The 21,947-nt window shown below is 50.1% G+C and carries 19 protein-coding genes; 2 read left to right on the top strand and 17 right to left on the bottom strand.

The genetic code is table 11. The features are described from left to right. Positions 1-178: 178 nt before the first annotated feature. From mazG to rlmD, 3 genes are all read right to left on the bottom strand, one after another. On the bottom strand, positions 179-982 hold the full coding sequence (gene mazG / locus AC51G0_RS02765; protein ID WP_496301851.1) for a nucleoside triphosphate pyrophosphohydrolase: 804 nt from the start codon (positions 980-982) through the stop codon (positions 179-181). Positions 983-1,115: 133 nt separating this feature from the next. Continuing rightward, positions 1,116-3,338, bottom strand: a complete 2,223-nt coding sequence (gene relA, locus AC51G0_RS02760) for a GTP diphosphokinase (protein WP_496300589.1) — start codon at positions 3,336-3,338, stop codon at positions 1,116-1,118. A gap of 40 nt (positions 3,339-3,378) precedes the next feature. Continuing rightward, a complete protein-coding gene (rlmD, locus tag AC51G0_RS02755) occupies positions 3,379-4,722 on the bottom strand; it encodes a 23S rRNA (uracil(1939)-C(5))-methyltransferase RlmD (protein WP_496300588.1) in 1,344 nt (447 codons plus the stop codon). 156 nt (positions 4,723-4,878) lie between these two features. Here rlmD and barA point away from each other — a divergent pair, with 156 nt between their 5' ends. Then, entirely contained in the window at positions 4,879-7,650 is a 2,772-nt protein-coding gene (gene barA / locus AC51G0_RS02750; protein WP_496300587.1) for a two-component sensor histidine kinase BarA, read from the top strand. A 177-nt stretch (positions 7,651-7,827) separates the two neighbouring features. Here the strand turns inward: barA and acpS are convergent, their stop codons facing one another. The 11 genes from acpS to rpoE all read right to left on the bottom strand — a co-directional run bounded on the left by acpS (position 7,828) and on the right by rpoE (position 16,907). Then, on the bottom strand, positions 7,828-8,208 hold the full coding sequence (acpS, locus tag AC51G0_RS02745; protein ID WP_496300586.1) for a holo-ACP synthase: 381 nt from the start codon (positions 8,206-8,208) through the stop codon (positions 7,828-7,830). After that, positions 8,208-8,939 carry a pyridoxine 5'-phosphate synthase gene (gene pdxJ, locus AC51G0_RS02740; RefSeq protein ID WP_496300585.1) on the bottom strand — a complete coding sequence of 244 codons (732 nt, stop codon included), beginning with the start codon at positions 8,937-8,939 and terminating at the stop codon, positions 8,208-8,210. The genes acpS and pdxJ overlap by 1 nt, the downstream gene beginning before the upstream one ends. Beyond that, positions 8,936-9,646 carry a DNA repair protein RecO gene (recO, locus tag AC51G0_RS02735; RefSeq protein WP_496300584.1) on the bottom strand — a complete coding sequence of 237 codons (711 nt, stop codon included), beginning with the start codon at positions 9,644-9,646 and terminating at the stop codon, positions 8,936-8,938. The genes pdxJ and recO overlap by 4 nt, the downstream gene beginning before the upstream one ends. A gap of 8 nt (positions 9,647-9,654) precedes the next feature. Beyond that, the gene (era, locus tag AC51G0_RS02730) at positions 9,655-10,560 is read right to left on the bottom strand and encodes a GTPase Era (RefSeq protein WP_496300583.1); all 906 of its coding nucleotides are present in this window, start codon (positions 10,558-10,560) and stop codon (positions 9,655-9,657) included. Then, complete coding sequence (gene rnc / locus AC51G0_RS02725; protein WP_496300582.1) at positions 10,557-11,231, bottom strand: ribonuclease III; 675 nt, start codon at positions 11,229-11,231, stop codon at positions 10,557-10,559. The genes era and rnc overlap by 4 nt, the downstream gene beginning before the upstream one ends. A 10-nt stretch (positions 11,232-11,241) precedes the next feature. Continuing rightward, entirely contained in the window at positions 11,242-12,141 is a 900-nt protein-coding gene (gene lepB, locus AC51G0_RS02720) for a signal peptidase I (RefSeq protein WP_496300581.1), read from the bottom strand. Between the two features lie 131 nt (positions 12,142-12,272). Further along, positions 12,273-14,069 carry a translation elongation factor 4 gene (gene lepA, locus AC51G0_RS02715; RefSeq protein ID WP_496300580.1) on the bottom strand — a complete coding sequence of 599 codons (1,797 nt, stop codon included), beginning with the start codon at positions 14,067-14,069 and terminating at the stop codon, positions 12,273-12,275. Positions 14,070-14,147: 78 nt separating this feature from the next. Next, a complete protein-coding gene (locus AC51G0_RS02710; protein ID WP_496300579.1) occupies positions 14,148-14,645 on the bottom strand; it encodes a SoxR reducing system RseC family protein in 498 nt (165 codons plus the stop codon). After that, the gene (gene rseB / locus AC51G0_RS02705; RefSeq protein ID WP_496300578.1) at positions 14,642-15,631 is read right to left on the bottom strand and encodes a sigma-E factor regulatory protein RseB; all 990 of its coding nucleotides are present in this window, start codon (positions 15,629-15,631) and stop codon (positions 14,642-14,644) included. Before rseB ends, AC51G0_RS02710 begins: the two co-directional genes overlap by 4 nt. Positions 15,632-15,644: 13 nt before the next feature. After that, the gene (locus tag AC51G0_RS02700) at positions 15,645-16,304 is read right to left on the bottom strand and encodes an RseA family anti-sigma factor (protein WP_496300577.1); all 660 of its coding nucleotides are present in this window, start codon (positions 16,302-16,304) and stop codon (positions 15,645-15,647) included. Between the two features lie 24 nt (positions 16,305-16,328). Continuing rightward, positions 16,329-16,907: an RNA polymerase sigma factor RpoE gene (gene rpoE / locus AC51G0_RS02695; RefSeq protein ID WP_075763110.1), complete on the bottom strand. Its 579-nt coding sequence runs from the start codon at positions 16,905-16,907 to the stop codon at positions 16,329-16,331. A 386-nt stretch (positions 16,908-17,293) separates the two neighbouring features. Here rpoE and nadB point away from each other — a divergent pair, with 386 nt between their 5' ends. Beyond that, complete coding sequence (nadB, locus tag AC51G0_RS02690; RefSeq protein WP_496300576.1) at positions 17,294-18,913, top strand: L-aspartate oxidase; 1,620 nt, start codon at positions 17,294-17,296, stop codon at positions 18,911-18,913. A 324-nt stretch (positions 18,914-19,237) separates the two neighbouring features. Here nadB and AC51G0_RS02685 read toward each other — a convergent pair whose 3' ends face one another. The 3 genes from AC51G0_RS02685 to AC51G0_RS02675 form a co-directional block, all read right to left on the bottom strand. Next, the gene (locus tag AC51G0_RS02685) at positions 19,238-21,067 is read right to left on the bottom strand and encodes a methyl-accepting chemotaxis protein (RefSeq protein WP_496300575.1); all 1,830 of its coding nucleotides are present in this window, start codon (positions 21,065-21,067) and stop codon (positions 19,238-19,240) included. Positions 21,068-21,280: 213 nt separating this feature from the next. Beyond that, a complete protein-coding gene (locus AC51G0_RS02680; RefSeq protein ID WP_496300574.1) occupies positions 21,281-21,715 on the bottom strand; it encodes a protein YgfX in 435 nt (144 codons plus the stop codon). Beyond that, positions 21,684-21,944, bottom strand: coding sequence for an FAD assembly factor SdhE (locus AC51G0_RS02675; RefSeq protein ID WP_496300573.1), 261 nt, complete (start codon positions 21,942-21,944; stop codon positions 21,684-21,686). Before AC51G0_RS02675 ends, AC51G0_RS02680 begins: the two co-directional genes overlap by 32 nt. Positions 21,945-21,947 lie beyond the last annotated feature (3 nt).

The following is a 21,947-nucleotide window of genomic DNA, read 5'->3' as shown; positions in this document are numbered from 1 at the left end:
GGATTAAAGTGTTTCTGGACGGGAAATTAGTATACCAGACACACTTTATCGCCACAACGTGAAAACTATCACAGCATTGATCGATTTTTTTTGTTTCAAATCAAATATACCCAACAGCATGACTATTATGCCGCTTTGGATGCCGATATCCTGCCCTGACTGGTGGGTTTGGCACCGACTATCGCTCTCGTTGTTTTACCTTGTCCCACTCGCTATCGAGCATTTCCAGCGAACAATCGTCAAAGCGCTTCCCTTGTTCTAGCACACTTTTTTCAACTTCGCGAAATCGGCGCTCGAATTTTTTATTGGCCCGCTGCAAGGCCGATTCTGGCTTCACATTCAGATGGCGGCTCAAATTGACGACAGCAAATAACAAGTCACCCACTTCTTCTTCGATCTTACTTTGATCAGGTGACACTTGGATGACTTCTTCCATCACCTCGTCAATTTCTTCTTTCACTTTTTCAACCACCGGGCCGACCGTATTCCAGTCGAAACCGTGCTTGGCGCAACGCTTCTGAATTTTATCGGCACGGGTGAGTGCTGGCTGGGCTTTGGGGATATTCGCCAAGATACTGGTATCTTCCCCTTTCGCTTCACGTTCTTTGGCTTTCTCTGCCTCCCAGTTGGCATTGATTGCCGCATCATCAGCAAACTCAGTCTCACCGAAGACATGGGGATGACGGCGGATCAGCTTTTCATTTATTCCGGCAACCACATCATCAAACTCAAACAATCCCTGCTCTTTACCCAGCTGGCTGTAGAAGATCACCTGAAACAACAAATCCCCGAGCTCTTCACGCACGTCATTCCAGTCCTGCAGCTCAATCGCATCAGCTACCTCATACGCCTCTTCAATGGTATGCGGCACGATAGAGGCAAAGCTCTGCTTGAGATCCCACGGGCAACCTTTGTCCGGATCCCGCAATGTCGCCATGATCTCAACTAGCTGCTCGATCGATGTTTGCTGTTTATCACTCATAGTTGTCATTCTTGTGTTCTTTCATTCTGTTAAAAAAACGGGCGGCATTATGCCACCCGCTTCTCGCTTCTCGCTTCTCGCTTCTCGCTTCTCGCTTCTCGCTTCTCGCTTCTCGCTTCTCGCTTCTCAAAGCCTAGTACAGGCGCTTAGCCTCTGCGACATCCTTCACCTGCTCTACCCGCTTAAGCACCCGGCTCAATACTTCAAGATCCGTCAACTCCAAATCAAAGTCCATGATCGACATCTGTTTCTTGAAGTCGATGCGGCTCTTCATGCCCGCAACTTTGACTTTTTCGTTTGCCAGCGTATTGGTCAAATCTTTGATCAAGCCATTTCGTTCTGACGCCGTTACACGCATTGTTATGTTGTAATTACCGACAAACCCACCGCCCCAAACGGTGTGGATCATTCGCTCTGGGGCATGATGACGCAGCTCTTCAAGCTGCTCACAATCACTACGGTGCACCGAAATACCCCGGCCTTGTGTAACAAAGCCAATAATTTCATCACCTGGAATGGGCTGGCAACAGCGTGCAAGGTGAGTCATCAGGTTATCGACACCTTCAACAACTACCGCATCACGTTGCGGCTTTTTACTCTCGGCTTTATTGCTCGCCTCTGCCAGCTTTTCCAGCAGCTGCTGATCTTCTTCTTCCGCCGTAGGCTTATTAACTAACGCATTAATATGGTTAATGACCTGATTAATTCGTAAATCGCCACTACCCACCCCGGCATACAGCTCATCAGCCGAGTTGACGTTAAAACGCTTCAGGGCATAGGCTTCGGCATCTTTCAGTGTCGCACCTATCTTGGTTAGCTCTATTTCGAGGATCTCACGGCCGCCAGCGATATTCTTGTCGCGGTCCTGCTTGCGGAACCAGGCATGTACTTTGGCCCGCGCGCGGCTAGAGGTCACAAAACCCAGGTTTGGATTAAGCCAGTCACGCGACGGGTTTGGCTCCTTCTGGGTAATGATTTCAACCTGCTCACCCATTTGCAGATGGTAGGTAAAAGGAACAATACGTCCTTCAACCTTGGCCCCGATACAACGGTGGCCGACCTCTGAATGGATATGGTAAGCAAAGTCCAGCGGCGTCGCATTCAATGGCAAATCAACCACGTCCCCTTTTGGCGTGAAGGCGTAAACCCTGTCATCAAACACCTGGCTACGTAGCTCGTCGAGCATTTCGCCTGAGTCTGACATCTCTTCCTGCCACGCCAGTAGCTTGCGCAGCCAATTTATTTTCTCGTCATACGACGATTTCGCGCCTCCTGACGAGCCTTCCTTGTACTTCCAGTGTGCCGCAACACCCAGCTCCGACTCTTCATGCATCTGCTTGGTACGGATCTGAATTTCAATCGTCCGGCCTTCCGGGCCCAGCACTACGGTATGGATAGACTGGTAACCGTTAGGTTTAGGATTCGCTACATAGTCATCAAATTCTTTGGGCAGATGGCGGTACTTGGTATGCACCACCCCCAGAGCGGCATAACAATCTTGCAATTGATCAGCAATGATACGTACCGCACGCACATCAAACAGTTCATCGAAGGCCAAGCTCTTTTTCTGCATCTTGCGCCAGATACTATAGATATGCTTAGGGCGGCCATGAACTTCAGCTTTGATGTGTGACGCTTTCATGGACTCATCTAAGTCTGTCACAAAATGATCGATATATTGCTCACGGTCAATTCGGCGCTCAGACAACTGTTTGGCAATTTGCTTATAGGTATTGGGGTGGTTATAGCGAAATGCGTAATCTTCAATTTCCCACTTTAGCTGGCCGATCCCAAGGCGGTTGGCTAGCGGGGCATAAATATTGGCACACTCTTTTGCCGCCGCGCGGCGTACCTCATCCGGCTCGTCCTTCACTTCACGCAGGTTACAGATACGTTCAGCCAATTTGATCACCACGCAGCGGAAATCATCGACCATCGACAACAGCATACGGCGGATATTATCAACCTGGGCCGACTGCGCTGCCCCCTCAGTGGTTGCATTCAGCTGACCGATGGCAGCCATCTGGCCAACGCCAGTCACCATCTGAAAAATCGTATTGCTGTAATCTTCCTTCAGCAGTTCGTGATCATAGACGCCGGCCTCAACCAACGGGAATAGCAGAGCGGCAACCAGAGTATCTCGGTCCATACTCAGGGTCACCAGGATCTCCACCATTTCGCGGCCGCGCCATAGCAGTAACGGCGCTGACTCTTCCTCTGTCGTTAACTCGATACATCGCTGGTAGGTTTGCGTAATGCGTTTCGCCACTTTGGCGTCCTGTTGCAAACTCTCAACCCAAGATGAAAGCTCAAATGTATCATTTTCCTTCAAATGCGCACCGCGAACTGCGACCATTTCTCTATCCTGTTTTTTCTCAGTTAATGTTGAATAAACACTATTTTTTGCTGCCCATACTCTTTTTGGTAAACAGGGCCATAGACTCTAGGTGCCCGGTATGCGGGAACATATCCAACATCCCCAAGCGTTCCAACTGATAACCTTGCTTCAGCAATACCTGGCTATCTCTTGCCAACGTAGCAGGGTTGCATGAAACATAAACGACCCTTTCCGGGTTCAAATTAACCACATGCTGCATGACACCGGCAGCACCAGCACGCGCCGGATCGAGCAAAACCTTATTAAAGTGCTCTTGTGCCCACACCATCGTAGTCACATCCTGCTCTAGGTTTGCCTGGTAAAATGCAGCATTATTTTGCTTATTTATCATCGCGTTATCGGTAGCACGATGCACCATCTCATCGACACCTTCAACACCGACCAGCGTGTTTGCTCGTTTTGCCAGCGGCAGGCTAAAGTTACCCAACCCACAAAACAAATCCAACACCCGATCCTGCGGCTCGACTTCCAGCCAATCCAGAGCCTGCTGGACCATCTGTTTGTTTACCTCCCGATTGACCTGAATAAAGTCTTTCGGAGAAAAATACAGCTTCTGACCATCTAGCTCATAATACGGAGCCTGACCTGAAATTCTATCGATTGAATCAGATGTTGGGGCTAAATACAGAATAACATCGTATTGTTCGGCAAACTGACGCAGCAAGGTCATATCTTTGTCATTAAACGGCTGTAGGTGACGGATCAACACCACCCGGCCATTATCCGCTTCCACCAGCTCCACATGGCCCAGATGCTTCTGTCCCTTAAGCTGAATTAACAGACTACGAAGCGGAGGTAAAAGTTCATTTAATAATTGTGCCAGCACCGGGCACTGCTCAACATCAACAATCTCCTTGCTTTGCTTCTTGCGAAAGCCAAACTGCAGCTTTCCGCCTCCCGGATTAATACTGAACCGGGAGCAGCGGCGGTAATGTAGCTCACTCGCAACAATCGGCTCAGCCTGGGTAAAGTCCTGCTGTGTTTCCGTCGCTGCAAACTTGCTCATCAGTTCGCTCAACACCTGCTGCTTAGCCTCAACCTGTCCGGAATGGGATAAATGTTGTAAGTTACAGCCGCCACACTGGTCATAGATCGGACAATGCGGTTTAATACGTGCCTGGCTATCAGTAAGACGCTTAATCACTTTGGCACGCGCGTACTGCTTCTTGTCTTCGGTCAGCTGAACCAGCGCCTTTTCGCCCGGCAGCAGGCCGTCGACAAAGACAGGTTTTCTGTTGATATGACCAATACCGGCGCCAAGGTGATCCAGGCGGCTGATGACGATTTCTTTATGCTTGGTATCGGTTAATTTTCGTTTTTGAGGCTTAAAAAAGCGTGCCATAGTGTTTTGACTCACGGAACAGATAAACCAAACTGAGTGATGTTATCGGCAGTTTGGTATTAGTTGATTGTCGAATAGCCATAGTTTCATTAAGCTAACGGCCACAGATGGACGACAATTCTCCCACAGAATCGCATTCTTGTAATTAAGAGAACCATGACCAAATATGGACTTCGTGCCAGGGTCTTCACCCTGACATTAGCACCGACGCTGATTATTGGCCTGCTATTAAGCGCATTTTTTACTATGAGCCGTTATCGGGACCTCGAACATCAGCTGATTTCGACCGGTGCCAGCATCATCGAACCCCTTGCGATTTCAACCGAATATGGGATGACAGACAAAAACCGCGAAGCCGTTCGCCGTCTGATCAGCTACGCCCACCGCAAGCACTCACAGATAGTCCGAAGTATCGCCGTCTTTGATGCCAGCAACCAACTGTTTGTCACCTCGAACTTCCACCGTAATTTTGAAGCATTGATGTATCCGGATGAACAACCGATCCCGATGCTACTCGATACCCGGCTCAACGAAAACTCCCTCATTCTTCGCGCCCCGATTTTAAGTGAAGGCCAGTTCAGTTCCATATCGGTACCGGGATACCAGGCCAAGGCATTGGGCTACATTGCGCTGGAACTGGATTTGAGTGCCTTGCGTCTGCAGCAATACCAAGAAGTATTCACCGCCCTGATGGTGCTCTTGCTTGGCCTGACACTCTCTTCCCTGTTTGCCTACCGGCTGATGAAAGATGTCACCCGCCCAATTTCGCATATGGTTAGCGTGGTCGACCGGATCCGCCGGGGCCACCTCGATATCCGCATTGAGGGCCAGCTGCTTGGTGAGCTCGATACCCTGAAAAACGGTATCAATGCCATGGCCATCTCGTTGTCGGAATACCACATCGAAATGCAACAAAGTATCGACCAAGCAACCTCTGATCTGCGTGAAACCTTAGAGCAGCTGGAGATCCAGAACGTCGAGCTAGATATCGCCAAGAAGCGGGCCCAGGAAGCCGCGCGCGTGAAGTCAGAGTTCCTGGCCAATATGTCGCACGAGCTACGTACCCCATTGAACGGGGTGATTGGCTTTACCCGGCAAATGCTGAAAACCCGCCTCAGTACCAGCCAGCAGGATTACCTGCAAACAATTGAGAAGTCGGCCAACAACCTGCTGACAATCATTAATGACATTCTCGATTTCTCAAAACTGGAAGCCGGTAAGCTATTGCTGGAAAACATCCCGTTCGACTTTACCGAGTCATTGGATGAGGTCATGAAACTGCTGGCAACAAGTGCCCATGAAAAAGGCCTTGAACTAACACTGAAAATTGACAACCGGATCCCAACCGGGCTGATCGGCGATCCGCTGCGCATCCAGCAAGTGCTGACCAACCTGATTGGTAATGCGGTGAAATTTACCGAGCGCGGCAATATTGATGTCTCGGTAGAGCTGAAAACCGATAAGGACGAAAGCGTCGAGCTGCAATTTATGGTACGTGATACCGGTATCGGCATCTCTGAGCGCCAGCAAGCGCAGCTATTCCAAGCCTTCAGCCAGGCGGATGCCAGTATTTCCCGCCGTTATGGCGGTACCGGGCTGGGGTTGGTGATCACCCAGAAGCTGGTCACCCAAATGGGCGGTGAAATCAGCCTGACCAGCCGCCTTCACCAGGGCTCAACATTCTGGTTCAGCCTACGTCTGACCAAAACCGATCTGCCAGTGTCCCAGCCCATTGATACCTCATCACTGAACGGCAAGAAGCTACTGCTGATCGAGCCAAACATGCAGGCTGCCTCCGTAGTCCAGCAACGGTTAATTAGGGCTGGCGTCCATGTCACTTACCGCTCGACAATGCCGGAAGATGCCGAGCACCACCATTTTGCGCTGCTCAACCTGACGCCGGGTGAGCAGCCTCCGATTGCGAGCCTGCTGGATATGGTGTTCAAGGCAGAACAGCTCACCGACAAAGTGATGGTTTGCTTGCCAACAACCGAGCTGGCATTGTCTGAGCGCCTGGTCAACGCCGGAGTATCCGCCTGCCTGCCAAAACCGCTGGCTCACCGCAAGCTACTGGAAACCTTAATCAGCGAACCCGACATGCTCTCTGAGCCTGCGCCGCAATTATTACCAGAGCCAAGCCAAAGCATCCTGCCGCTTACCGTAATGGCGGTCGATGACAATCCTGCCAACCTGAAACTGATTTCTGCCCTGCTTAGCGAACGCGTCGAGACAGTGATCACAGCGACGGGCGGCCGCAAAGCAGTGGAATATGCCCACCAGAAAGGGTTTGATCTGATCTTCATGGATATCCAGATGCCAGAAATGGATGGCGTCACCGCCTGCCAGGCAATCCATAACACCGAGCTCAACCACAGTACACCCGTGATTGCCGTTACTGCCCATGCCATGGCCGGTGAGCGGGAGCGCCTGATCAATGCAGGCATGGATGACTACCTGACCAAACCTATTGAAGAACACATCTTGCAGCAAATTCTAGCGAAATGGACGCTTCCTCACGATGCCGACACGAATCCGCTTGCCGCTTCGGAGTCAATTATTGAGCAGGAAACCACCACACCGACAGTCAATATCAATACCAGCTGGGATTGGGATCTGGCCCTCAAGCAAGCGGCTGGCAAGGAAGAGCTGGCCAAAGACATGCTGCAAATGCTGCTCGACTATATGCCGGAAGTGGAAATGCTGGTCAACGAAGCTTTGGATGGCAAAGACATTGAGCTATGGCCACCTATCCACAAGTTGCATGGCAGCTGTGCCTACAGCGGTGTCCCTCGCCTGAAGAATCTATGCTATACGATTGAGACAGCGCTGAAGGCTGACGCAACGGCAGAAGATATCGAACCAGAGCTGTATGAGCTGATTGACGAAATGAACAATGTGGTAAAGGCGTCAAAGGCGTATCGGCATTAAGAGCGGAAGCGTGAAGCGTGAAGCGTGAAGCGTGAAGCGTGAAGCGTGAAGCGTCGCAAACGGTAAAAACAAAAAAGCGAGAGTCAACAAACTCTCGCTTTTTCGCCTCACGGAGCGCAGCGTCACACGCTTCAGAGGCTAAGCCTCTATACGTTTCCTAGAAAGCTAGGCGTATGCCTAGCTTTCTAGGATCACCGTCGCGACCGCATACTTCTTCTCGTCGGCAATCGTGAGGTGGACATGGTTGGCACCCATTGCCTGTGCGAGTTCCGACGCCTTGCCAGACAGTTTTAGAATTGGCTTGCCCAACTCATCATTGCTGACACTAAAGTCATGAAACGTCACCCCGCAGGCAATACCTGTACCCAATGCCTTGGAGGCCGCTTCCTTGACGGCAAAACGCTTAGCCAGATAGCGCCCTTTGAGCTTCAGGCTATGAAAAACAGCCAACTCAGAGGGTGACAATACCCGCTCGGCAAACGCATCGCCAGAGCGGGCATAGACCTTCTCTACCCGCTCGATATCAGCAATGTCAGTGCCAAGACCAAGGATTGCCATTAGCGGCGCGCATCCTGCATTTCGGCCTTCATATCAGCAACCGCTTTTTGCAGGCCGTCAAAGGCTGCACGGCCAATGATCGAGTGGCCAATGTTCAGCTCATATAGCTCAGGCAGCGCTGCAATTGGCTTGACGTTGTGGTAAGTCAGGCCGTGACCGGCATTGACCTTGATGCCCTGATCGTCGGCATAGCTTGCTGCGGCGGCAATTCTCTTCAGCTCGTCCTGCTGCTCTTCTTCGGTCTTTGCATCGGCATAATGGCCGGTGTGCAGTTCGATATAAGGAGCACCGCAGGCAACAGCCGCGTCAATTTGCTCGCGATCAGCATCAATAAACAGCGATACTTTAATGCCAGCATCTGTCAGTGTTGCTGTCGCTGCTTTAATTTTTTCAAGCTGGCCAGCCACATCCAGGCCACCTTCCGTTGTTAGTTCTTCACGCTTTTCCGGTACCAGGCAGACAAATTCAGGCTGGGTTTCCAGCGCAATCTTGACCATCTCATCGGTTACGGCCATTTCCAGGTTCATACGGGTCTGGATTGTTTCACGCAGAATACGAACATCACGGTCGTTGATGTGACGGCGGTCTTCACGCAGGTGAATAGTGATGCCGTCAGCACCGGCACGCTCTGCTACTTCTGCGGCATGAACCGGATCAGGGTATCGAGTACCTCGGGCGTTACGCAATGTTGCAATATGATCGATATTCACGCCGAGTAAGATGTTGTTCATTTTCCGGTACTCCTTCCTCTAGGGATAAACAATTCCCTGCTTTTTAGTGGTTTTCCGCCAAGATACGGTTTTAAGGCTATACGTGTAAAGCGTTTTGCTGCCCGAAGTTGATCCGGGGTTTCAAAATGTCTCGCTGCAATGGCTTTTAGCTGGCTACCGGTAAACGACAGTTGCCCTTTGACCATTGAGGCCGTAAAGCCCCGTTGCTCACGGTAGTTGTAAGTCATGGAATCTTCGACAGGTAGGCCGCTACCGGCGCAATGAAGAAAATCAATGCCATAGCCTAGGTGGTGCAGCAGTGCCAACTCAAAGCGTCGCAATGCTGGCTCTGGGTTCTCCGCTTGTGCCAGCTCTCGCAGCACATTCAAGTAATCCAGAAACAGCGTTGGATAAGGCGTGCTATTTTCCAGTACCCGTGCCAACACTTCGTTGACGTACAGCGCGGAATACAGAATATAGCTTCGCATCGGCAGGCCAATGCTGATCGGTTCGGCATGAGTCAACACCGGCATCGAACCTCGGCCTGACCATTTCATAAATAGCGGGGTAAAAGGCTGCAAAGCGCCTTTGAGATTGGAGCGCTTTCGCCGCGCTCCTTTCGATAAGATAGTGATACGGCCTGAGTCTTCGCTGAATACATCGAGGATCAGGCTCGTCTCACTATAGGGACGAGTATGAAGGACAAAACAGCGCTGTAGCCCCTCCATGGTGTCCCTTACAGGTCGTCAATATAACCCAGGCTTCGCAGTGCACGTTCGTCATCTGCCCAGCCCGATTTCACTTTAACCCAAAGCTCTAGGTACACCTTGCGCTCGAACAGCTCTTCCATATCAATACGGGCTTCACGGCCAATGACTTTCATTTTTTCGCCATTTTTACCGATCACCATTTTCTTCTGGCCTTTACGCTCGACCAGAATTAATCCGTTGATATCAAAGCCGTTGGTACGCGGGTTGAAATCAAAACGCTCAATTTCTACCGTCACCGAATAGGGCAGCTCTTCACCGAGGAAGCGCATCAGCTTCTCACGAATAATTTCCGACGCCATAAAGCGCTGTGAACGATCCGTCACATACTCTTCAGGGAAATAGTATTCACCTTCAGGTAAATGCTCGCGAACAATTTTTTCCACCGCATCAACGTTGGTGCCACTTTTCGCTGAAATTGGTACCACATCGACAAAGTCCATCTTCTTAGACAGTTCTTCTAGATGCGGGAACAGTTCGTGCTTGTCTTTTACGTTATCGACTTTGTTCAGAAGCAGTACTGTCGGCAACTCGCTTTTAATCAGCTTGTTCAGTACCATTTCATCATCAGCGGTCCACATCGTACCGTCGACCAGGAACAGGACCAATTCAACATCAGTCAGCGAGCTGCTGGCTGCACGGTTCATTAGGCGGTTAATCGTCCGTTTTTCTTCAATGTGAAGGCCCGGGGTATCAATGAACACTGCTTGATAACCATCACGGGTATCAACACCCATAATACGGTGACGAGTAGTCTGCGGTTTACGTGAAGTGATCGATAACTTCTGTCCAACCAAACGGTTGAGCAAAGTTGATTTACCAACGTTTGGTCGGCCGACAATGGCTATAAAGCCACAATGTTGTTTATCTGTCATGATTCCAACTGCTTAAGCGCAATTTCTGCTGCTGCCTGCTCTGCCTTGCGCCGACTGCCGCCTTTACCGATAACAGGCTTATCCAGTCCTGTCACTTCACACTGTACCGTGAACTCTTGGTTATGAGCTTCACCGTGTACCTTAGTTACAGTATATGCTGGAAGCGGTAAACGACGCCCCTGCAGACACTCTTGAAGACGTGTTTTCGGATCTTTCTGGTTGATACCCGGCTGGATCGTATTTAGACGAGACTGATACCAGTCCAGCACGATCTTACGGACCACTTCGATATCACTATCTAGGTAAATAGCACCGATGATCGCTTCTACACAGTCAGCCAGGATCGAATCACGGCGGAAGCCGCCACTCTTGAGCTCACCCGGGCCAAGCAGCAAGTGGTCGCCAAGGTCAAATTCACGCCCTAGCTCGGCCAATGTCTTACCGCGCACCAAGGTGGCACGCATACGGCTCATATCACCTTCATCCACACTAGGGAAACGGTGATATAGCTCATCGGCGATAACAAAACTCAAAATCGAATCGCCGAGAAATTCCAGGCGTTCGTTATGGGTACCATTGGCACTACGGTGTGTCAGTGCCAAGGTCATTAAATCAATATTTGTAAATTGGTAACCCAGCTTACGCTGAAGTCTATTTGCAGGAGATGTCATTTTATCCCGATCAGTTTATGCCACCGATGCGGCTGAAACGCACACCGGTAGGAATCCAAGATGGAAGTGCACTATCAGCACCTCGTTCAAACTCAAAGCTGATCCAGATCCCGACCGCCTTACCAACTAGGTTGGCTTCAGGCACAAAGCCCCAATAACGGCTATCTGCACTGTTGTCGCGGTTATCACCCATCACGAAATACTGGCCTTCAGGTACAACCCACTCGCTGATCCCCGGACGCGGATAATACTTTAGCGTGTGGTCTCGCTTCAGTGGATGCACTAAAATCTGATGCTCTTGCTCACCCAGTTTTTCGTTAAATTGAACAAAACGCGTCATACCCTGGCTGAATTCGCTGTCAGTCATATTTTCCAGCGGCACAGGCGTACACTCGGCAGCGCCTTTAGGGGCAACACAAAGCTGCTTGTGGGCGCTATAGCGAACCGTATCGCCCGGCATACCCACAACACGTTTGATGTAGTCAATTTGTGGCTGAGGCGGAAACTTAAATACCACAATATCACCACGATCTACCTCACCAGTCTCAATCAGCTTGTGACGGAAAACTGGATCACGCAGGCCGTAAGCATATTTCTCAACCAGGATGAAGTCACCAACGAGCAGTGTCGGCATCATTGAACCGGATGGGATCTGGAACGGCTCATAAATAAATGAGCGAAATACCATAATTAGCGCGATCACCGGAAACATTGAGCTGGCTGATTCCACCCAGCTCGGTTGCGGTGCTACGGCTTGTAGGGTTTTAGCATCGACTTGATCGCCAGCATTTGCGGCAGCCGCTTCAATTTTTAATTGACGTTTCGGTGCCCAGATAAATTTATCCAGCGCCCAAATGATCCCGGTGACCAGCGTCGCCAGTACCAGAATTAGCGAAAAAGTATTTGCCATTTTAATCCCTAATAAATGTAACAGTGCAGCAAGAAAATCTTGCTGCACTGCTCATTGACACTTGCTTCAGAATACCGGAAGTGCCTCCGGCCATCGCAATGATCTCTGAGGCAAGGCAATGAGTAAAGTAGTTACTTATCTTTACCTACGTGCAGAATCGCCAAGAAGGCTTCCTGAGGCAGCTCGACGTTACCGATCTGCTTCATACGCTTCTTACCTTCTTTCTGCTTCTGCAGCAATTTCTTCTTACGGCTGATATCGCCGCCATAACATTTTGCGATTACGTTTTTGCGTAACTGTTTCACTGTCGCTCGCGCAATGATCATGCCGCCAATCGCCGCTTGAATTGCGATATCAAACATCTGACGAGGAATGAATTCCTTCATCTTGTCGACTAAATCACGGCCACGACTATTTGCATTGTCTTTGTGGGTAATGATAGCCAGTGCATCCACACGCTCGCCATTGATCATCACATCAACACGTACCATGTTGGATGGTTCGTAACGCTGGAAGTTGTAATCTAGCGATGCGTAACCACGCGATGTCGATTTCAAACGATCGAAGAAGTCCAAGACCACTTCAGACATCGGAATATCGTATGTCAGGGCAACTTGGTTACCGTGATATACCATATCAACCTGCACACCACGTTTTTCGATACATAGCGTGATCACGTTACCAAGGTACTCAGACGGCACCAAGATATTACAACGTGCAATTGGCTCACCAATCTCTTCAATATCATTAACCGCAGGTAGCTTCGACGGGCTATCAACATAGATTTGCTCGCCACGTGTCGTTTCTACCTGGTAGACCACCGTTGGTGCCGTGGTGATCAGTGCAAGATTGTATTCACGTTCCAGGCGTTCCTGGATAATTTCCATGTGCAGCATGCCAAGGAAACCACAGCGGAAACCAAAACCAAGCGCAGAAGAACTTTCTGGCTCATAAAACAATGAAGCATCGTTCAGGCTTAATTTACCTAAAGCATCACGGAAGTTTTCATAGTCGTCAGAAGAAACAGGGAATAAACCTGCGTAAACCTGAGGTTTGACTTTCTGAAAGCCAGGTAATGCTTCTTCACAGCCATCTTTCGACAGTGTGATTGTATCACCCACAGGCGCACCCAAGATGTCTTTGATACCACAAACAACCCAACCTACTTCGCCCGTATTAAGCTCAGTTGTATCGATTTGCTTCGGTGTAAAGATACCAAGACGGTCAATGTTCCAAACTTGACCGGTGCTCATCATTTTAATTTTTGCATTTTTCTTCAACGAGCCATTCTTAACTCGAACCAAAGAAACAATACCTAAATAATTATCGAACCATGAATCAATGATCAATGCTTGTAGCGGCGCCTCTGGATCTCCTTCCGGAGCTGGGATCGCAGAAACAATGTTTTCTAGAACATCCTCGACACCCAAGCCAGTTTTTGCTGAACAACGGGTCGCTTCTAGCGCGTCGATACCGACAATTTCTTCAATTTCTTCTGCTACACGGTCTGGATCAGCAGCTGGCAGGTCGATTTTATTCAAAATCGGCACCACTTCCAGATCCATTTCCATGGCGGTGTAACAGTTCGCCAAAGTCTGAGCTTCTACGCCCTGACCGGCATCAACAACCAATAAGGCGCCTTCACAGGCAGCCAAAGAACGGGAAACTTCGTATGAGAAGTCAACGTGTCCTGGGGTGTCGATAAAGTTTAACTGGTAGGTTTCACCATCTTTAGCCGTATAGTCGAGTGTCACACTCTGGGCTTTGATAGTAATACCGCGTTCGCGTTCAAGATCCATGGAATCCAGAACCTGCGCAGCCATTTCACGATCGGAAAGGCCACCACAGACTTGGATCAAGCGGTCGGATAAGGTCGACTTACCATGGTCGATATGTGCAATAATCGAAAAGTTACGAATGTGCTTCATGAATTGGCGTGACTAACTCGTGATTAAAAATGAATGGGATCTACAGATCAAGTTGACAGATTCTACCGAATTTCACGGCTAGTCGCTATCTTTCGATGCGGCATTTATTGCGCTATCACCCGATATAGGGTTGCCTAGCACCCGAATCAGGTCTGGTTTGTAGGCTGAATTGCCCTCCAACCGCTTGGCAAACCTGCGTGCAAGCAACAAACCGATGGCTGCGCTGATCACGGCTGTAAGGATAACCCCTAGCTCACCGCTACCAGCCAAATCGACAAACCACCACTGTCCAAATACTGCTCCCAAGATTAAGAATAGCAAAGGTAGCACATAAACCAGCACGGCAGAGTGCAGCATACTTTGTTCTGGTAAACCAATTTCAACGACTTCACCGACGGAAACTTTGGTACCCGTGACTATTTTTACCTGGTGACTGCGGCCCGGAATCGCCTTGCTGACAATACCGGTTCCACAGCTATCACGGGAGGCACAGTGGCCACAGCTGGTTTGCTGCTGGCAGCTGACCGTAATGACACCGGGATCAACAGCAACAACCGTTGCCAATGAGCGCATCATGGTCTGCTCTCTCCCGCGGAACTTGTCTTACCTGCGACAAACGCCACAGATTCAGCCACACGGCGGGCGGTTGCCGGCGGAATATCTCCCACCACAGTCACTTCTTTGTCATTAAGCAAATAGCTATGCAGTGTGCGACGCCCCTGGCGCACCAATTGTTCCCGGACGGTAAAGCTATCAGCGGTCGATACATAAATAGAGAAGCTAAACAGACCATCGCTATACATTTTGCTTTCAACCGGACGCTCCGTCATCATCAGGCGGTGACGGTTACGGGAGACTGACTCAAAGCCCTGAGGCAGCCAGTTGACCTGCCAGCCCAGCTCAGCCTGTGGCTGAGGTGGCAGTTTAACAACAGCGGGCAACTCAACGGATTTCAGACTTTTCAGCACATCCCCGACTTTCGGGTTCACGACATAGGAAACAGCCCGGTACTGCTCGAGCGGCTCCCCGTCACGATCCAGCAAGTCTGCCCGCATCACTAGCTTGCTCCGGGTGTCAACCCACAACAAATAGGAATAGCGTGCTCCATCTTTTGGCGCAATACGTACGACATCACAGGCCACGCCGGCTTCACGGGCGCGCCCCATTGGAATGAAATCATAGTACTGTGCCAATTCATTGATATCCGATTTCATAATCGGTGGCAGGGGGGCAACCATCTTATTGCTGTTAATAGTGAACGGATCGAGCCCCGGCTCAAAGTAACTGACTTCGCTGCCACGCTGGATCACCTCACGCGGCGGTCCGCTCAAGTAAACAAGGTGTGCATACGTCTCACCATCTTCAAGAGTATGGCGATAGCGCAACGGTTCTATACTGTTTTTCTTAATGAGTATGTACGACAGCTCATAACTGAGCTCACGGCTAGCCTCGTCCATTTGATGTAACAAAGCCTCTGCCGAAGATACCGAATCTTCAGCAGAGGCTTGCAATGGCATCATCAGGCTGACCAGTGTTACAACACCGACCAGAATCTTTCTCATTTATCCGCCAAGATCAGTTTGTTTCTAGCAACGTTTTATCAATACTGCCATCTTCGGCATTTAAACGCAGCTGTAATTCATAGTCTTGAAGCATCGCGTTAATACGGCGGCGCTGCTCCATTACTTGCGCTTCACTCGGTGCAGCGTGACTGTTATTGCGCACAGAATCCCGGGTCAGACTAACAGGTTCGGCCGTACCGGCAAAAGGAATTGTCTGTAGTACCGGCATCTGTGATTCTGCAGACGTAGCAACGAGACCTTCGTCGCCACCATTGTACTGCTGAACACCCACAATCACGGCTAATGACACAGAAGCAGCAACAGCCACCTGGCCAAACTGGGTCAGCCATGCTGGCATCATGCGTTTAGCCTGCTGCGGCGTTGGTTGCGCCTCCACGGTTTCACGGGCCGTTGTCAACTGCACCACAGGGGCAGGCTTGGCAACGGTCTCAATTAACCCGGAATGAGCAGGCTCATCTTCTAAAGCCAGCGCAACACTTGCAGCAATATCCCAATCCTTGTTCTGTGGAGCTTCCCCTCGCATCACATCACCGATCAGGTTGAAGTTCTGCCAGGTTTGCTGGCTGTCATCATCAACTGCCAATGCATTGATAATGCTCTGATCCAGCTCTTCACCATCTAATAATGCCGAAATTTTTTGTTTATCAGCCATCTTTTTCACCGTTAGGCTTAACATTTATCGCTGCATTAGAGGACGAATACGTTTTTCAACCGCCTCTCGTGCACGGAAAATACGCGATCTTACCGTACCAACCGGACATCCCATGACTTCCGCAATCTCTTCGTAGCTCAAACCTTCCAGTTCGCGCAAGGTAATTGCGGTTTTGAGATCATCTGGCAACGCTTCAATGGTACTGAAGACTACCCGCTTTAATTCATCAGACAACATTTGGTTCTCAGGGTTCGATATTTCTTTCAAGGCATTTCCACTTTCGTAGTATTCAGCCTCTTCAGCATCGACATCAGACGCCGGTGGGCGACGCCCCTGAGCTACCAGATAGTTCTTTGCCGTATTCACGGCAATTCGGTACAGCCATGTATAAAACGCACTTTCACCGCGAAATGTCGGCAAAGCACGATAAGCTTTTATAAACGCTTCCTGCGCAACGTCCGGTACGTCACCGGAGTTGCTGACATAACGGGCAACCAGGCTACATACCTTATTTTGATATTTAACCACTAGCAGGTTAAATGCCTGCTTATCACCACGCTGTACCCGCTCTATTAATACCTGATCAGTTTGCTGCTCGCTCATTCGAGCGTGTACTCCTATATCCGTCTTGCACTCGTGATTTCGTACTAACCTGTCAACAGCCAACATTAGCGCCTCTCTCCTAATGGTTTAGGCAGCAGTACACCGTGCTACAACAGCTTAAAGCCCAGTCAAAACAGGGTTGTATGAAAAATATGAGCATGAGCACTATGTAAGACTCGGGAATAAAGGCGAAGTTCCCCGTTCAAAAGAAATTATTTCTCACTAATAGTGCGCGATTTATTTCCCGCAATGAAGCAGTATAACAATTGCCATAACTGAGTATTATACCGCGTCAAAGCGATAAGTTGTTAACCAACAGTCAAAAATGAACAAATGAGATGGAATTTGGTAACATAGAATGATTGCCACAGGGATATGAAATCGATATGAACGAAAACCGTGAACATCTTTGCGATGTATTAGTCATTGGTAGCGGGGCTGCCGGGTTATCACTGGCGCTGCGATTGGCACCACTAGGGAAAGTAATGGTTCTGAGCAAGGGGCCGCGCAGCGAAGGCGCTACCTACTATGCTCAAGGCGGTATCGCTGCCGTCTTTGATGAGTCTGACAGTGTTGATTCCCATGTTCAGGACACCCAGATTGCCGGGGCACATTTATGTGATGAAGACGTCGTTCGCTTCATTGCTGAAAATGCCAAGCATTGTGTCCAGTGGCTTATTGACGGCGGGGTACCGTTTGATCGCGAGGAAAGTGACAGCGATGAAGCCCCTCGCTACCACCTGACCCGCGAGGGTGGCCATAGTCACCGCCGGATCCTTCATGCCGCAGATGCCACCGGTATGGCGGTACAAAATTCGCTGCAAGATAATGTTCACAACCATCCGAATATCGAGGTACTGGAGCGCCATAACGCCCTAGATCTGATCACCAATCAGAAATTAGGCAATAGCGATGAACCGAATCGGGTACTGGGTGCTTACATCTGGAACCGTAACAATGAGGTGGTTGAAACCGTCCGAGCCAAGTTTGTGGTACTGGCCACTGGCGGCGCCTCAAAAGTATACCAGTACACCTCAAACCCCGATGTTTCTTCAGGAGACGGTATTGCCATGGCCTGGCGGGCCGGCTGCCGGGTTGCCAACCTGGAGTTTAACCAGTTCCACCCAACCTGTTTATTTCACCCTGAAGCCCGGAACTTTCTATTAACCGAAGCCCTGCGTGGTGAAGGCGCTTACCTGCGCCGCCCTGACGGCAGCCGCTTTATGGCCGATTTCGACGAGCGTGCCGAACTGGCGCCGCGTGATGTCGTCGCCCGCGCGATTGACTTTGAAATGAAACGTCTGGGTGCCGACTGCATGTACCTGGATATCAGCCACAAGCCGGCTGATTTCGTGCAAAAACACTTCCCGACGATCTACGAGAAACTGCTGGGCTTTGGCATCGATATCACCAAAGAGCCTATCCCTATAGTGCCTGCAGCCCACTATACCTGTGGCGGAGTCATCGTAGACAAGGAAGGGCGCACTGACTTGGATGGCCTATATGCCATCGGCGAAGTCAGCTATACCGGCCTGCACGGTGCCAACAGGATGGCCTCTAACTCCCTGCTGGAGTGCGTGGTCTATGCCTGGGCTGCCGCTGAAAGTATCGAGCAAAAACTGGATCAAGTCACCCTGCCTGATAGCTTGCCTAACTGGGATGAAAGCCAGGTCAGCTGCTCAGATGAAGAAGTCGTGATCCAGCACAACTGGCATGAGCTTCGCCTGTTCATGTGGGACTATGTCGGTATCGTTCGCACCACCAAGCGCCTAGAGCGTGCGATGCGCCGTATTCAGCTGCTCAATGAAGAAATTCACGAGTACTACAGCAACTTCAGGGTGTCAAACAACCTGCTTGAACTGCGTAACCTACTACAGGTTGCTGAGCTGATGGTCCGCTGCGCCATGGAGCGAAAAGAGAGCCTTGGCCTGCATTATAACCTTGATTTCCCTGAGCAGTCGGAAGAATCCAAGCCAACGGTTCTAACGCCTGATCAGCCGTGTTGATACAGAAACTAGAAAAGGTTATCGACAACCACGTAAGTGTTTCGATATATAAAAAAGCGAAAGGTGCAAACCTCTCGCTTTTTTTGTTTTGATCCTATGGTCCTATGGTCCTATGGTCCTATGGTCCTATGGTCCTATGGTCCTATGGTCCTATGGTCCTATGGTCCTATGGTCCTATGGTCCTGCAGGCAGTGTTACGAAATAGCTTCTATATACCAAGCTTTCCCAGCACCAAGGACCTGCTCTTCCTAGGGCCTCATAACCACAGGGCCGCTCTTCCCCGCTTCACGGAGCGAAGCGTCACTCGTTTCCAAGGCGAAGCCTTTAAACTTTAAACTCCGCAATCGCCTCATCCAGTGACGTCGCCTGGTTTGCGACGGCATTAGCCGCCTGGGCATTTTCATGTGCCACCGACGAGTTCAGGTTGGTAATATCGCGGATCGAGGTCACATTCTGGCCGATCTCGTCAGAGACCAGGCTCTGCTGTTCAACCGCAGCCGCAATCTGGGTACTGGTATCCATGATCAGCTGCATGTCTGCCATGATCTGGCTAATCTTCACTTCGGCACTGTCAGCCTGGGTCACACTCAGATCCCCCTGCTCCCGGCAGCGCCCGATATGGACCACAACCTGATCCGTCTGCTCCTGCAGCGAAGCAATGATCGTGGTAATTTCTTCCGTCGACTGGCGAGTTCGCAAAGCCAATGAGCGAACTTCATCTGCAACCACCGCAAAACCCCGGCCCTGCTCGCCGGCACGTGCTGCTTCAATTGCGGCATTAAGTGCCAGCAAGTTAGTCTGCTCGGCAATTGCCTTGATCACATCCAGTACCGAACCGATATTTTCTGACAGGCTCGACAAGCTCGCCACTTCCTCACTGGTCTTAGACAAGTCCTCAGACAGGGTGCGGATACGCGCCTTCGTCGCGCTGACCTCAGTCAGCCCTTGCTGGGCTCCGTTATAGCTTCGGTCGGCATTGGCTGCCGCACTTTCGGTATTCGAGGCGATCTCGCGAATAGTCACTCCCATCTCAGTAATCGCTGTCGCAACCGAGTCTGTTTCCGCCTGTTGCTGCCCCATCGCCTCTTCTGAATCCTGGCTACGGCGCTGAAGCTGCTCAGACGCGGCACCCAGCTCGGTAACCGATCCCTGAACATTACCGACCAAATCGCGCAGGCTTGCCAGCAAGCCGTTAAAGTTAAGCGCCATTTCAGCAAGCTCATCGTTGCCATTTTCATCTGCGGTTTGGGTAAGGTCATTACTCGCGGCGATAGTGGCCATCAACTGGCTCAACCCCTGCACCCGGCGCTGTATCGACATGCTGATAAACCATGAAAGACTAATCAGCACGATTATTACCACAATCACCGCTGCAATAGTTAACTGGCCGATTTGACTGCGCTCTGAGGTAACCTTGGCCTCAAGCTGCTGCACGACCTCAGCAAACACTTTTTCAACCTGGTGAGACTGGTTGCGAATTTCACCGCGCAACCCTTGGTTGTGGCTTAAACCAATGGTTTGTAGTTGCTTAATGACCTGCTCAGTAATATCCTCGAACCGAATAAATACCGGACCGAAAGAAGACTCAAGCTGCTGCCTGTACTGAGTAGAGGCCACCCGGTATTCCGTTAAATACGCTTCATCGCCCATCACCAGTAAGAGTTTGGCGGCTTCCTCTATACTATATGCGGCTAAGATATCTCGCTGCTGCTCATTGGCTGCATTCACTAACTGTTCTGAGTACTCGAAGAATTCACGGTACATACCATCTGAGGATATCAATCCTAGTTGCTGGTAGCCCTGAATCAGCGCCACCATTCCCTCTTGGTAGCTCTGCATCGCTGCAGGTAGCACTTCCAGGCTCGGAATTGTCAGCGATAATTCATCGAGATCACGTTTTAGTATCGCCAACTGGGATTGAAAGCGGTCGTAATTATCCTGAAACTTTCCTTGATACTTCGTATCCATCCGCATCAGGAAATCTTTCTCGTTACGACGCAGGTTAAGCAAGGTGACTTCTAACTGACTCACCGCCGCGCTCGAGTCGTTAATCTTCAAGACTCGCTCATTGGCTTTCCAGGTCATTCCCAGTACTACCAACAGAGCGGCTACAGCAAGGGCGGTAAGCCCTAATAACTTATGTTTAATTTTCATTTCTAATACATCCTTGCCTGATTTCGTACCCTAGGCATGGGCATAAACTGTTCTTCAACAGTGCTGTGACGATTATCTTTATCGGCCTGAGAGGCAACATCTTTAAGGGACGAGAGATTATGCTGAAGAGAAACCAGGTGCAATATTAAAATAAAACACTAAAAATTAAATAGATTGCGATCAAATCAACCACAAAAATCAATCACTTTGTGATTATTCGCTGGATGTATATGTGGGGGGACTATGGCATAGCAAAGACAACGAGCGATATGCCGACTCGTCACAGGCATCATGGCATATCAGCAGCCAACGTTGCTGGCCGAGATGACGAATACGCAGCAAAAGCAACAAGCGGGTGCGAATTTTAACCCTCTCAATCACCCATTGCCTGTGCTGCCAGTGTATCTCGCCGGAAGCTTTGACCACCAGCCTTCCCTGCTGTGATTGACAGTAAATACGCAGCTGTAGCCATTCATGCCACACCATTTCCAGGCAAATCAGAATAACAGGAAGGGGAAGAACGGCGCGAAGCCAGGCTAGCACTAACAAGCTGGCCGCACTGATATAGAAGAAAGACAGTGCGGCAGCAGAAAGTCGGGAAGGTTTTATCTCAAGATCAGCGAAGTTTGCTGTTGTTGTGGGCGACAATTTTGTCCACCATCGCCGCATGGGCCGGGTTTTCGCTGCGACCGTGCTGCATAACCCAAGTGAACAGATCCGGATCATCGCAAGTCAGCAATGAAATAAAATCCCGCTGCTCCTGCTCGGGTAATTCATCAAAACACTCTTCGAAGAATGGCATAATGATCACATCCAATTCTAACATACCACGACGGCATGCCCACTTTACGCGTGCTTTTTCCTCGGCACTCAACATATA

It is taken from the genome of Photobacterium sp. HL06 (assembly GCF_059552575.1).
This window is presented reverse-complemented; position numbering and strand designations above follow the sequence as displayed.